Source organism: Acidovorax delafieldii, from assembly GCF_007993815.1.
In the GTDB taxonomy this organism is placed as follows: domain Bacteria; phylum Pseudomonadota; class Gammaproteobacteria; order Burkholderiales; family Burkholderiaceae_C; genus Acidovorax; species Acidovorax delafieldii.
The window spans coordinates 279,566-292,394 of sequence record NZ_VJWE01000014.1 but is presented as its reverse complement, the minus strand read 5'-3'; the positions used below and the strand labels follow the sequence as shown (position 1 = coordinate 292,394).

General features: G+C 65.4%; 13 protein-coding genes. 2 read left to right on the top strand and 11 right to left on the bottom strand.

Going from position 1 to position 12,829, the window contains the following annotated elements:
- Nucleotides 1-23: 23 nt before the first annotated feature.
- Nucleotides 24-1,106 carry a sodium-dependent bicarbonate transport family permease gene (locus ATF69_RS15360; RefSeq protein WP_146871500.1) on the bottom strand — a complete coding sequence of 361 codons (1,083 nt, stop codon included), beginning with the start codon at nt 1,104-1,106 and terminating at the stop codon, nt 24-26.
- Between the two features lie 89 nt (nt 1,107-1,195).
- Here ATF69_RS15360 and ATF69_RS15355 point away from each other — a divergent pair, with 89 nt between their 5' ends.
- A complete protein-coding gene (locus ATF69_RS15355) occupies nt 1,196-2,095 on the top strand; it encodes a LysR family transcriptional regulator (protein ID WP_146871499.1) in 900 nt (299 codons plus the stop codon).
- A gap of 117 nt (nt 2,096-2,212) precedes the next feature.
- Here ATF69_RS15355 and ATF69_RS15350 read toward each other — a convergent pair whose 3' ends face one another.
- The 3 genes from ATF69_RS15350 to ATF69_RS15340 form a co-directional block, all read right to left on the bottom strand.
- On the bottom strand, nt 2,213-3,253 hold the full coding sequence (locus tag ATF69_RS15350; protein WP_146871498.1) for a DMT family transporter: 1,041 nt from the start codon (nt 3,251-3,253) through the stop codon (nt 2,213-2,215).
- 185 nt (nt 3,254-3,438) lie between these two features.
- Nucleotides 3,439-3,726: a GNAT family N-acetyltransferase gene (locus ATF69_RS15345; RefSeq protein ID WP_056747009.1), complete on the bottom strand. Its 288-nt coding sequence runs from the start codon at nt 3,724-3,726 to the stop codon at nt 3,439-3,441.
- A 100-nt stretch (nt 3,727-3,826) separates the two neighbouring features.
- Nucleotides 3,827-4,696: a LysR family transcriptional regulator gene (locus ATF69_RS15340; protein ID WP_056064917.1), complete on the bottom strand. Its 870-nt coding sequence runs from the start codon at nt 4,694-4,696 to the stop codon at nt 3,827-3,829.
- Between the two features lie 137 nt (nt 4,697-4,833).
- On the opposite strand from ATF69_RS15340, the gene ATF69_RS15335 reads away from it, so the two are divergent.
- Nucleotides 4,834-5,868, top strand: coding sequence for an NAD(P)H-quinone oxidoreductase (locus tag ATF69_RS15335; RefSeq protein ID WP_244303736.1), 1,035 nt, complete (start codon nt 4,834-4,836; stop codon nt 5,866-5,868).
- A gap of 76 nt (nt 5,869-5,944) precedes the next feature.
- On the opposite strand, the gene ATF69_RS15330 is transcribed toward ATF69_RS15335, so the two are convergent.
- The 7 genes from ATF69_RS15330 to ATF69_RS15300 form a co-directional block, all read right to left on the bottom strand.
- Nucleotides 5,945-7,663: a phosphoethanolamine transferase gene (locus ATF69_RS15330; protein ID WP_146871497.1), complete on the bottom strand. Its 1,719-nt coding sequence runs from the start codon at nt 7,661-7,663 to the stop codon at nt 5,945-5,947.
- A gap of 36 nt (nt 7,664-7,699) precedes the next feature.
- The gene (fghA, locus tag ATF69_RS15325) at nt 7,700-8,572 is read right to left on the bottom strand and encodes an S-formylglutathione hydrolase (RefSeq protein WP_056747013.1); all 873 of its coding nucleotides are present in this window, start codon (nt 8,570-8,572) and stop codon (nt 7,700-7,702) included.
- 173 nt (nt 8,573-8,745) lie between these two features.
- On the bottom strand, nt 8,746-9,861 hold the full coding sequence (locus ATF69_RS15320) for an S-(hydroxymethyl)glutathione dehydrogenase/class III alcohol dehydrogenase (protein ID WP_146871496.1): 1,116 nt from the start codon (nt 9,859-9,861) through the stop codon (nt 8,746-8,748).
- 46 nt (nt 9,862-9,907) lie between these two features.
- Nucleotides 9,908-10,174, bottom strand: a complete 267-nt coding sequence (locus ATF69_RS15315) for a metal/formaldehyde-sensitive transcriptional repressor (protein ID WP_056064906.1) — start codon at nt 10,172-10,174, stop codon at nt 9,908-9,910.
- Between the two features lie 218 nt (nt 10,175-10,392).
- Nucleotides 10,393-11,703 (bottom strand): citrate synthase, encoded by a 1,311-nt coding sequence (locus tag ATF69_RS15310; RefSeq protein WP_056064903.1) that lies wholly within the window; start codon nt 11,701-11,703, stop codon nt 10,393-10,395.
- A gap of 59 nt (nt 11,704-11,762) precedes the next feature.
- On the bottom strand, nt 11,763-12,089 hold the full coding sequence (locus ATF69_RS15305) for an FAD assembly factor SdhE (RefSeq protein ID WP_056064900.1): 327 nt from the start codon (nt 12,087-12,089) through the stop codon (nt 11,763-11,765).
- A gap of 33 nt (nt 12,090-12,122) precedes the next feature.
- On the bottom strand, nt 12,123-12,827 hold the full coding sequence (locus tag ATF69_RS15300) for a succinate dehydrogenase iron-sulfur subunit (RefSeq protein ID WP_015015057.1): 705 nt from the start codon (nt 12,825-12,827) through the stop codon (nt 12,123-12,125).
- Between the last annotated feature and the right edge of the window lie 2 nt (nt 12,828-12,829).

Here is a 12,829-nt window from a genome sequence, read left to right as displayed (position 1 = left end):
GCAGGCCGCAATGCGTTGCCTCGTCAGCCCCCCCACACCCGCTGCACTATCTGGGTGTACAGCGGAATACCCACCAGGATGTTCAGAGGAAACGTCACCCCCAGCGAGAGGCTCACGTACAGCGACGGGTCGGCTTCGGGGATGGCATAGCGCACCACGGCAGGCACCGCGATGTAGGACGCGCTGGCGGCCAGCACCATGAGCAGCACGGCATCCCCCGTGGGCACCTGCAGCAGCCAGGCCAGCGCCAGGGCCAGGCTGGCGTGCGTCAGCGGCCCCAGCACCGCGTAGGCCAGCAGCCATGGCGACTGCTTGCGCACCGCAGGCAAGTTGCGAGCCGTGGACAGGCCCATGTCCAGCAAGAACAGGCACAGCATGCCCTTGAACAGATCGCCTGAGAACGGCTGCATGGCCGCCTTGCCGGCATCGCCAGTCACCATGCCGATCACCATGGCGCCCAGCAGCAGCAACTGGGTGCCGTCGGTGAACGACTCGTGCAGGATCTTGCCCACCGACAGGTGAGGCCCTGGTTTGCCTGGCGCGCCGCCTGCGCTTGCGCCACCCAGTGCGGGGCCCCCTGCCGACGCCATGGCGACCACCGGTGACACGCGCAGGAGGGGGCTTGAGGGGGTGACTGCCAACGACTGAGCCACAGACTGCCGCTGCCGCATCGCATTGGCCAGCATCACCGCCAGGATGATGGCGGGCGACTCCATCAGCGCCATGGCTGCCGCCATGTAGCCGCCGTAGGCAATGTGCTGTGACTCCAGGTACTGCGTGGCCGTCACAAAGGTCACGGCGCTGACCGATCCGTAGGTGGCTGCGACCGCCGCCGCGTTGAAGCCCGACAGCACCCGCCGCAGCAGCGCATAGCCCACCAGCGGCACCACCACGGCCAGGAGCACCGCCAGCCCCAGACTGCTGGCCACACTGGGTGTCAGGCCTGAAGCCGCCAAGGCAAACCCGCCCTTGAGGCCCAGCGCCATCAGCAGGTAGATGGACAAGAACTTCGAGATCGCCGCCGGCATCTCCAGATTGGATCGGACCAGGCCCGCAAACACTCCCAGGGCAAAAAACAAAATCGCGGGGTCCAGCAAGCTTTGCATCATTCAACTCCTTGTTGGGGGTCGATACTAGGGATGTGTGGCTGCAAAGTAAAATCGATTCGAACGCGGTTATCTATAGATAAAAATCTATGAACATCACCTTTCGCCAGCTGCGACTGTTCCTGGCGCTGGCCGAGACGGGCAGCGTCAGCGCCGCCGCCAAGGTCATGCATGTCACGCAGCCCACGGCCTCCATGCAGTTGCGTGAGGTGACCCAGGCCGTGGGCCTGCCGCTGTACGAGGTGGTCTCACGCCGTGTACACCTGACCGAAGCGGGACAGGCCTTGGCCCGCACTGCGCGTGCCATCGCGGGCGAGTGGGATGCGTTCGAGCAGCGCGTGTCGGGCGCCAAGGGCCTCACCAGCGGGCGCCTCAAGGTCGCCGTGGTCAGCACCGCCAAATACTTTGTGCCCCGCCTGCTGGGCAGCTTCTGCAAGCTGCACCCGCAGATCGATATCTCGCTGGAGGTACTCAACCGCGACCACGTCATCACCCGCCTGCGCAGCAATCTGGACGACCTCTACGTAATGTCCATGCCGCCCGCGGATTTGCCGCTGGAGGACCAGATCCTCATGCCGAACCCGCTGGTTGTCATCGCCCCCGCAGGCCACCCCCTGGCCGCCAAAAAGCGCATCAAGCTTGCGCAATTGCAGACGGAGCGTTTCATCCTGCGCGAAAAAGGCTCCGGCACCCGCATGGCCACTGACGCCCACCTGCGCCAACTGGGTTTTGCGCCCAGCGCATTGCTGGAGTTGGGCAGCAATGAAGCCATCAAGGAGTCGGTGGAGGGCCAGCTGGGCGTCTCCATCGTCTCCCACCACTCCCTGGGTCCGCACCACGAGGGGCTTGCCGTGCTCAACGTGCAAGGCTTTCCCATCCAGTCGCAGTGGCACCTGGTCTGGCCCAAGGGCAAGCAGCTGTCACCGATTGCCGAGGTGTTCCGGGCGCATTTGGTGGGAGAGGTGGAGGGCTGGATGGCACTGCGCTAATTGCGCACCCTGCGGGCTCGCCAACGGCGCGTCCCTTGGTGATGACTGGGGGGCGCTTAACGCTGAATGCCGTGCTGCCTGCAAAGGGACGGCCCCGCCACAAGCAGGTGTTCGGTCTCAATGGACATGCCGATGGTGGATGTCCGGGTAGTGCGGATGCGTGTGCTTCAGTGGCAGGTGCGTGTGTCGGTGGCTGTGTTTGCCGCTGCCGCAATGCTCTACGCCATGCGCGTGCTGGTGGTGCTCGTCATGTTCGTGTTCGTGCTCGTGTTCCAGCGCTTCGTGTTGGTGCTCATGGCTGTGGTGTTCCGTGAGGTGCAACCACACCCCCAGGCCCATCAGCGCAGCGGCCATCCAAAACACCCACGAGGTTGGCTCCGAGAACACCAACAAGGACACAACCACCCCCATGAAGGGCGCGGTGGAGAAGTACGCTCCCGTGCGGGCTGTGCCGAGCCCGCGCAATGCCAGCACAAACAGCACAAGGCTCAGTCCGTATCCCAAAAGGCCGACAGCCATCGTTGCAGACAGTGTGGCCCACGAAGGCCAGGCGGCGCCCATGCTGATGGCCAGCGTGGTGTTGACCGACCCCGCGATCAGGCCCTTGATGCTGGCAACGAAGAGCGCGTCGGAGGCAGAAACCTTGCGTGTGAGGTTGTTGTCGATGGCCCAGCACAAGCAGGCCAGGCCCACCAGCCAGGAGCCCGTGCCGCCGGGTTGCCACGGAGAGCCGGTCTGCCAGCCCAGGGCAATGCCTCCCGCCACGATGGCAAGCATGCCCCCCACGATGCGCCGGTCGGCGTTTTCTTTGAACACCCACCAGGCAATGACTGCGGTCAGCACCGCTTCCAGATTCAACAACAGCGAAGCCGTGGCGCCGCTGGTGGAGCGCAGTCCAAGCATCAGCGCCACCGGCCCCACCACGCCTCCAAACAGCACGGCGCCCAGGAGCCAGGGCCATTCATTCAAGGGAATGCCAGAGGGCTTGAGCCCGCCATCGCGGACCACACGCACCAGGGCCAGTCCCAGGCCGCTGCCCAGATACAGAAGGCCTGCCAGCAGCACCGGTGGCAGGTCGCCCGTCAGCAGCTTGGCAAATGGGGTGCTGGCGCCAAAGAGCACCGCTGCGCCCAGGACGTAAATGACGCTTTGATCCATGGCGGAATTTTCTACCTGAAGGCCCCTGGCGTCTTCAGCGGCTGTGGGCCCACAGGACTAGAGTCACTCCACCATCGATGCGCGCGGGTTGCGCCGCCCATCCACGGGCAAGGGCGTTCTTTGCCATGACCCGCAGTGACCAGCAATGGACCGCCTCGGGCGGGCACCACTGTCAGCGGGCCTGTTTACACCAGCACGTCCCGCAAAGACACGTCCTTGTCGAACTGCGCCTTGGCGAACGGGCACAGCGGGACCACCTTGGTGCCTGTGGCCCTGGCCCATTGAACCAGTGCGTCGAGCAGCGCGCGCCCCACACCCTGGCCGCCGAGCGATGGGTCCACCTCGGTGTGGTCCACGATGATCATCGTGGCGTTGGTGCGGCTGTAGGTCATCTCGGCCAGGCGCTGGCCGTTGCGCTCGATGTAGAACGCACCTTTGGCGTCCTGTTCCTGGTGGTGAATGGTGTGTGGCATGTTGGGGCGCAAGGGGTATGGGTCTGCGTCAGAGTATGGTGCATCCTGTGCTGCAGTGGCGGCCCGGCCCGGCGGGGCGGGCTCCATCGGCTTGGGGCGTCTACTGGACTTGGAATGCCTCGGACAGAAACTCTGCGGTGGCGCGCACCCGGGCCGTGCGTTGCAGGTCGGGGTGCATGACTTGCCAGACCTCGTAGTCGGTCGCCCGGCGGCGCTCGGGCCAGATGCGCACCAGGCCTTCGCGCGCCCCCATCCACACCGGCATTTCACCCAGGCCAATGCCCGCCGCCACGCCCTTGCGCACCAACAGGCTGGAGCGCACGGCCAGCGCAATCCGGGCCTGGCGCGCAGGCACGCCCGCCATGGTCAGGAACGGGCTTTGCTCCAGGTAAGGCGCGTAGGCCACCAGGTGGTGGCCGCGCAGTTCGTCCTCTGGCACCGGCATGCCAAAACGCTCAACGTAGCCCGCACTGGCGAACAGGCCCACAGGCCACGACACCACGCGGCGCACCACCAAGTCGGGCGTCTCGGGCCGGACGTTGCGGAAAGCGATGTCCACCTGGCGGCGGCTGAGGCTGAGCAACTGGGTGGACACCTCCAGGTCCACGCGAATGTGGGGCCAGTGCTGTTGCAGGCGCTCAATGGCGGGCATGAGCAGGTCGATGGCGATCGAGTCAGTGCTGGTCACGCGCACCAGGCCGCCGGGGCTGGTGTCCTGGCCCTCGATGCGGGTGCGCAGGTCCAGGGCCGCGCTTTCCATGCGGCGGGCGGCGGCAAGCGCTGTCTCGCCTGCAGCGGTGAGCAGGTAGCCGTCCTTGGCGCGCAGAAACAGCTTGGCGCCCAGTTCGGCCTCCAGCGCGTTCAGCCTCCGCCCGACGGTGGCCTGGTCCACGCCCAGGCTGCGCGCGGCGGCGCGCAAGGAGGGCGCGCGGGTCAGGGCAAGAAAGATGCGGGTGTCGTCCCAGTTCATGGCCGTATGGAGGTTGCGGATGAGGGGTGAGTGTGATGCAAATTTGCATCGCTGTAGAGCAAAATTGCTGCGTTTAAATCACTGCGTGGCGCCCTATCCTTCAAGGCACTGAAACCATTGCTTGAGGAGCAACACCCATGTCCACACCAGCGGCCGAACAACCTGCAAACCCCCAACGCACCATGCGAGCCGTCGTGTTCGATGACTTCGGCGGCCCGGAAGTGCTGGTGGCGCGCGAGATCCCTGTCCCCGAGGTGCGCCCGCACGACCTGCTGGTGCGCAACGCCGCCATAGGCGTCAACCGGGCCGACCTGCTGCACCGCAAAGGGGCCTATGGCCGCGCCTACTTTGGCGATGCCGACACCATGGGGCTGGAGATTGCGGGCACGGTGGTCGCCATGGGGCCCGAGGTGCAAGGCTTTGCCGTGGGCGACCGCGTGATGGGCATCGTGGGCGGCGGGGCCTACGCCGAGCTGTCGCGCATCGACCACCGCATGGCCATGCCGGTGCCTGCGGGCATGGACTTGGTAGCCGCTGGCGCCGTGGCCGAGGTGTTCGTGACCGCGCACGAGGCGTTGTTCCACCTGGCGCGCTTGCACGCGGGCGAGTCCGTGCTGGTCCATGCGGCGGCGGGCGGCGTGGGGTCAGCCGCCGTGCAGCTGGCCCATGCGGCGGGTGCGCGCGTGTTTGCCACGGCGGGGGGCGACAAGCGCGGCGCCGTGCTGGGTTGCGGGGCCGATGTGTTCATCGACTACCGCAGCGAAGACTTTCAGGCGGTGGTGGACCAGGCCACGCAGGGCCGGGGCGTGGATGTGGTGATCGACTTCATCGGGGCTCCGTACCTGCAGCGCAACGTGCGGTCTCTGGCCGACGGCGGACGCCTGGTGTCGGTGGGGCTGCTGGGCGGTGCGCAGGGTGCGGAGCTGCCCATGGATGTGCTGCTGTACCGACACCTGCAGATTTTTGGCACCGTGATGAAGTCCCGCCCGCCCGAGGTCAAGCAGGCCATGGTGCAGCGGTTTGCCCAGCAGTGGCTGCCAGCCTTGGCCGCTGGAGTGATCCGGCCGGTGATCGACAGCACGTTTGCACTGGCCGATGCTGCACAGGCCCATCGGCGCATGGAGTCTGGCGCCAGCATCGGCAAGATTCTGTTGTTGCCCCAAGGGAGCTGAGCTGGCTGCGCCCTGCGCCACACCTTTGTGGCACAGGGCTGCCGGGGCCGTCCGCCTGGCCCCGCCTCGGTCCGCCTCAGCCCGCCGCGGCGGGCTTGCGGCACGCGGCAAACATGTCCAGCTCGGTGTTGTACGCCTCGGTCTTCACATCCATCAGGCCCAGTACCGAGTGGAAGTAGTGGTCGTGCGTGATGCGTCGCTCGCCCAGGTCTTGCTGCAGGCAGCCCGTGGCGAGGTGGGTGCGCGCCTGCATGGTGGGTGACAGCCAGGTGATCCAGGGCACGTGTTTTTGCACGTCGGGGGCAATGGAGTAGGGCAGACCGTGCAGGTAAATGTTGTTCTCGCCCAGCGACTCGCCATGGTCTGCTACGTAAATCATAGCTGTCTGGGCATGTTGTTCCTGCGCTCCCAGCCACTGGAGCACTGAATCGAGGAAATGGTCGGTCTCGACGATGCTGTTGTCGTAGGCGTTGACCACCTGCTCGCGCTGGCATTCCTGCAGCGCGGTGGAGGTGCATTCGGGGCCAAACTTCTTGTTCTCGGGCGCGGAACGCTTGTAGTACGCGGGGCCGTGGCTGCCCATCTGGTGCATCACCACCACGGTGCCACGCTGGCGCTGCTCGGCAGGCAGGGCGGCGATCTGGGCGTCCAGGTCCTTGAGCATCACGCGGTCCAGGCACTCGCCGCCAGCGCACAGCGCTGGGTCTTTCTGGGTGCTGGTGATGGTCTCGCCCACCCGGTCGCACACGCCCTTGCAGCCCGACTGGTTGTCCACCCACAGCACGGCCAGGCCGGCGTGGTGCAGCACGTCGATCAGGCTTTCGTAGTTGGCCGAGCGGCCTTCGTAGCCTGTGCGGCCCAGGTGCGAATACATGCAGGGCACCGACGCAGCAGTGCTGGTGCCGCAGGACCAGGCGTTGCGGGCACTCACCAGGTCTTTGCGGGCTGACAGGCGTGGGGTGGTGTCGCGCTCATAGCCGTTCAGGCCAAAGTTGCCGCTGCGGCCCGTCTCGCCCAGCACCAGCACCAGCAGTGGGGGCTTGGCCTGGCTGGCGTAGCTGGCGCCCAGCTGGGCGTCACGGCCCAGGGGCAGGATCTTGCTGGTGTCCATGCGCAGGGGCTTGGTGGCAATGTTGCCCAGCGCGTACACGCTGTTGAGCGGGTTGATCAGGTAGCGCAGCTTGGTGTGGTTGCGCATGGTCGATGCAAAGTCCTGGAACACCAGCAGCAGGCACACCACGATGACGGCGATGGAGCCTGCTAGCAGCAGGCCGTTGTGCGCCACATGGCGCAGCGCGGTCAGGCGCTGCACGGGGCGGCGGTACAGCCACAACAGCGGCGGCACGGCCAGGATGAGCACGGTGCCCAGCATGCGCAGGTTGAGCAGGTCGCCAGCTTCCTTCACGTCGGTCTGCATCACGTTGACCAGCATGCTGGCGTCGATGGCGATGCCATAGGCCAGCATGAAGTACGCACCAAACGCGGCCATCAGCACCAGCACCAGCACGGCGGGCTTGAGCGTCCAGCGCCAGGCCAGCAGGCTCAGCAGCGCCGCGTTGCCCGCCGCGACGATGAGCGCAAACGCCAGCGCAAAGCCCCAGCCGCGCAGGCTGCCCTGGCCGGGCAGTTGGGCCACCTCTTGCCACAGCGGCACGTTGCAGGCCGTAGCCAGCCAGGTGCTGACCAGCACCACCACCCATGCAGGATGCATGGGGCGGGGTGCAGGGGAGGCGGTGGGGGGCTCCGAGCGTGAAGCCGAGGCAAAGGGCAGCAGGCGCCGCAGGGACAAAAGCATAGCCCGTTAGTGTGCTGCCAGTTGCTTAAGTGCGCATTAATGTCCGGCGCCAAGACCCCGCGCATGGTGGGCCAAATGGTCGCCCACAAAGCTCTGCACAAAGTAGTAGCCGTGGTCGTAACCCGTGTGCCGGCGCAGCGTGAGCGGCTGGCCGATGGCCTGGCACGCGGCCTCGAACAGGTGGGGGTGCAACTGGTCGGCCAGGAATTTGTCGTCCAGCCCCTGGTCGATGAGGATGCCCGCCGGGTAGGGCGCGATGGGCTGGTGTTGCATCAGCACCGTGGCATCGTGCTCCAGCCAGGTGGTGCGGTCGGGGCCCAGGTAACCGGTGAAGGCCTTTTCGCCCCAGGGGCACTGGGTGGGCGCGCAGATGGGCGCAAAGGCCGACACCGTCTTGAAGCGGCCGGGGTGGCGCAGGGCGAGTGTGAGCGCGCCGTGCCCGCCCATGCTGTGGCCGAAGATGCCCAGGCGCTGCCCGTCGATGGGCAGGTGCTGGCCCACCAGGGGCAGCAGCTCTTGCAGCAGGTAGCTCTCCATGCGCCAGTGGGTGTTCCAGGGGCTCTGCGTGGCGTCGAGGTAGAAGCCCGCGCCCACGCCAAAGTCCCAGCTGGCCGTGGCGCCGGGCAGGGCCAACACGGCCTCGCCGCGCGGGCTGGTGTCGGGCGCGATCAGGGCCAGGCCCAGTTCGGCGGCCAGGCGCTGGGCGCCAGCCTTGATGGCAAAGGTCTCCTCGGTGCAGGTCAACCCGGCCAGGTACAACACGGCGGGCACAGGGCCCTGTTGTGCCTGGGGCGGCAGGTACACCGAGAACTTCATCGGCAGGCCGATGGTGGTGGAGGTGTGCTGGTAAAAGCGCTGCTCGCCGCCAAAACAGGCGTGCTGGCTGAGCAGGTCCAGGGGAGTGGTCATGGTGTTTGCTCTTGAATTGATAGCTGCTCAGGTAATATCTCGTAGCGCTTGAGGCAGTTTTCACTGGTAGGGACCCTAAAAACCGGCTCCAGGCCGTTTTTCATGGCCCGCCAGGGCCAGCACCCAGAGTGCCCGGTTGTCTCTGGGGCTGTGGGCGCTGGCGAGTAGCCGAGTTACGCGGCGTATTTGACGACCGAGCGGATCGACTTGCCTTCGTGCATCAAGTCAAAGGCTTCGTTGATGTCCTTCAGGCCCATGGTGTGGGTCACAAAGGGCGCGAGCTGGATCTTGCCGGCCATCGCGTCTTCGACCATGCCGGGCAGTTCGCTGCGGCCCTTGACGCCGCCAAACGCCGTCCCCATCCACTTGCGGCCGGTGACGAGCTGGAAGGGGCGGGTGCTGATCTCTTGCCCCGCGCCTGCCACGCCGATGATGACCGACTGGCCCCAGCCCCGGTGCGCGCATTCCAGCGCAGCGCGCATCACGTTCACGTTGCCGATGCACTCAAAGCTGTGGTCCACGCCCCAGGTCGTCATCTCCACGATGACCTGCTGGATGGGCTTGTCGAAGTCCTTGGGGTTCACGCAGTCGGTCGCGCCAAAGGTGCGTGCCAGGTCGAACTTGGAGGGGTTGGTATCGATGGCGATGATGCGCCCGGCCTTGGCCAGCTTGGCGCCCTGGATCACGGCCAGGCCAATGCCGCCCAGGCCAAACACGGCCACCATGTCGCCCTCTTGCACCTTGGCGGTGTTCTTGACGGCGCCCAGGCCCGTGGTCACGCCGCAGCCCAGCAGGCAGACCTGCTCGGGGTTGGCGTTGGGATTGACCTTGGCGAGCGAGACCTCGGCCACTACGGTGTATTCGCTGAACGTACTGCAGCCCATGTAGTGGTAGATGGGCTGGCCGTTGTAGCTGAAGCGCGTGGTGCCATCGGGCATCACGCCCTTGCCCTGCGTGGCGCGCACGCTCACGCACAGGTTGGTCTTGCCGCTCTTGCAGAACAGGCACTCGCCGCATTCGGCGGTGTACAGCGGGATCACATGGTCGCCCGGCTTCACGCTGGTCACGCCTTCGCCCACTTCCACCACGATGCCCGCGCCTTCGTGGCCCAGCACCACGGGGAACAGGCCTTCGGGGTCGTCGCCGCTCAGGGTGAACGCGTCGGTGTGGCACACGCCGGTGTCGGTGATCTTGATGAGCACTTCGCCCTTTTTGGGCGGGGCGACGTCGATCTCGACGATCTGCAGGGGTTCTCCAGCTTTGAAGGCGACGGCGGCACGGGATTTCATGGGGTGGTCCTTTCGGTCAATCGGGTAGGGAATGCGGGTTGGCGGTCTATTTGAGGTAGGAGCGAAGCAGCGCCAGCGTTTCGTCAATGGCTTGCTGGGACGGGGCCGGTTTTTCCGCCAGCGTCTCGCGCACGTGGCTGTCGAGCAGGTCGGCCATCAGTCCGTGCACGGCGCCACGCATGGCCGCCAGCTGCTGCAGGATGGGGGCGCAGTCACTGCCCGCTTCCACCGCGCGCTCCAGCGCCTCGGCCTGGCCCTTGATGCGGCGCAGCCGGGTGATGGCGCGTTGTTTGTCTTCCGCAGTGTGGGGCATGGGCAGGCGGCTGGCTGGTCGTTCACTATGGTGTACTGGGTGGCAGTATAAAAGACAAGCACATATGCTGATTGCGCTACAGGCATTAAAAAGTCTGTTACTCAGGGGGAGTATTCAGGAATTGGCAGTGAATCCCTCTCGATGAACCATGAAAAAAGCCCGCAGGCACTGCCTGCGGGCTTTGTGGGGTGCGGGAGCGGCGCAGGGCGCCGCACCGATCAGCGGCTGGCCAGGGGAGGCACGTCGCGGCGCACGGAGCCGGTGAACAGCTGGCGGGGGCGGCCGATCTTGTACTCGGGGTCGCCGATCATTTCGTTCAGCTGGGCAATCCAGCCCACGGTGCGGGCCAGGCTGAAGATGCCGGTGAACAGGTTCACGGGGATGCCGATGGCGCGCTGCACGATGCCGGAGTAGAAGTCCACGTTCGGGTAGAGCTTGCGCTGCACGAAGTAGTCGTCTTCCAGGGCGATCTTTTCCAGTTCCTTGGCCAGCTTGAACAGCGGGTCGTTTTCCAGGCCCAGCTCGGCCAGCACTTCATTGCAAGTCTCTTGCATGAGCTTGGCGCGGGGGTCGTAGTTCTTGTACACGCGGTGGCCAAAGCCCATCAGCTTGACGCCGGAGTTCTTGTCCTTGACCTGCTTGATGAAGTCGCCGATCTTTTCCACGCCGCCTTGGGCCTGGATGTCGTACAGCATGTTCAGTGCAGCTTCGTTGGCGCCGCCGTGGGCAGGGCCCCAGAGGCAGGCCACGCCAGCGGCGATGGCGGCGAACGGGTTGGTGCCCGACGAGCCGCACAGGCGCACGGTGGAGGTCGAGGCGTTCTGCTCGTGGTCAGCGTGCAGGATGAAGATGCGGTCCAGCGCGCGTTCCAGCACGGGGTTGACCTTGTACTCTTCGCAGGGCGTACCGAACATCATGCGCAGGAAGTTGCCTGCGTAGCTCAGGTGGTTCTGCGGGTACATGTAGGGCTGGCCCATGCCGTACTTGTAGGCCATGGCGACCAGCGTGGGCATCTTGGCGATCAGGCGGATCGCGGCGATCTCGCGGTGCTGCGGGTTGTTGATGTCCGTGCTGTCGTGGTAGAAGGCCGACAGGGCACCCACCAGACCGGTCAGCACAGCCATGGGGTGCGCGTCGCGGCGGAAGCCACGCAGGAAGAACTGCATCTGCTCGTTGACCATGGTGTGGTTGGTCACGCGGCTGGTAAAGTCGGTCTTTTGTGCAGCGTTGGGCAGATCGCCGTACAGCAGCAGGTGGCAGGTTTCCAGGAAGTCGCAGTTTTCGGCCAACTGCTCAATGGGGTAGCCGCGGTACAGCAACTCGCCCTTGTCGCCATCGATGTAGGTGATGGCCGACTGGGTGGCTGCTGTGGACAGGAAGCCCGGGTCATAGGTGAACATGCCCGTCTGCGCATACAGCTTGCGGATGTCGATGACGTCCGGGCCGATGCTGCCCTGATAGACCGGCAGGTCCACGCTGGGGCTGCCGTTACTGAACGACAGGGTGGCTTTGTTGTCAGCTAGCTTCATTGTTACTTTCCTTGGGTAGGTTGCCGATACGAATCCGGTCTTGGTGCGAGGGCTGGGTGTCAGGCATGCACTGCCGTGGCGCCACCGCTTTGTCTCAGCATGCCGAGCACTTCACGCGCTTCTTGTGTGTCTTGTTCGCCCGAGGGCTCTCGCCGCCGCAGCAGCAGGTCCAGCAGGTCGTTGTCCGCCAGATCCATCAACGCGTTGAGGCCCTGGGCATGGCGCCGCGTCAGCGTCGATTCGAAGCGGTGGAAGAACTTCTCGATGAACAAGTCGTTCTCCAGCAGGCCGCGCCGGCAGCGCCAGTGCAGCTTGCTCAGCTCGCGTTCGTCCAGCAGCGGCGAAGCCGCCTCTGGCGCGATGGATGGGGTGGATAGCGTTTGCATGGACCGGTGTGTAGGACGATGAACGGGCCGCGCTCAGATGGCGCGGCGCACCATCAATTCCTTGATCTTGCCGATGGCCCGGGTGGGGTTCAGACCCTTGGGGCACACGTCCACGCAGTTCATGATGGTGTGGCAGCGGAACAGGCGGTACGGGTCTTCCAGGTTGTCCAGGCGCTCCGTGGTGGCTTCGTCGCGGCTGTCGGCGATGAAGCGGTAAGCCTGCAGCAGACCGGCGGGGCCCACGAACTTGTCGGGGTTCCACCAGAAGCTGGGGCAGCTGGTCGAGCAGCTGGCGCACAGAATGCACTCGTACAGGCCGTTCAGCTCTTCACGCTCTTCAGGCGACTGCAGGCGCTCGGTTTCGGGCGGCACGTTGTCGTTGACGAGGTACGGCTTGATGGAGTTGTACTGCTTGAAGAACTGCGTCATGTCCACGATCAGGTCGCGGATGACTGGCAGGCCGGGCAGGGGCTTCAGGACCACGGTGCCGGGCAGCGTGTTCATGTTGGTCAGGCAGGCCAGGCCGTTCTTGCCGTTGATGTTCATGGCGTCCGAGCCACAAACACCTTCGCGGCAGGAGCGACGGAACGACAGGGTGGGGTCTTGCGCCTTGAGCTTCATCAGGGCGTCCAGCAGCATGCGTTCGCTGCCGTCGAGTTCGACTTCGACGGTCTGCATGTAGGGCTTGGCGTCCTTGTCAGGATCGTAGCGGTAGATTTGGAAGGTGCGTTTTGCCATGG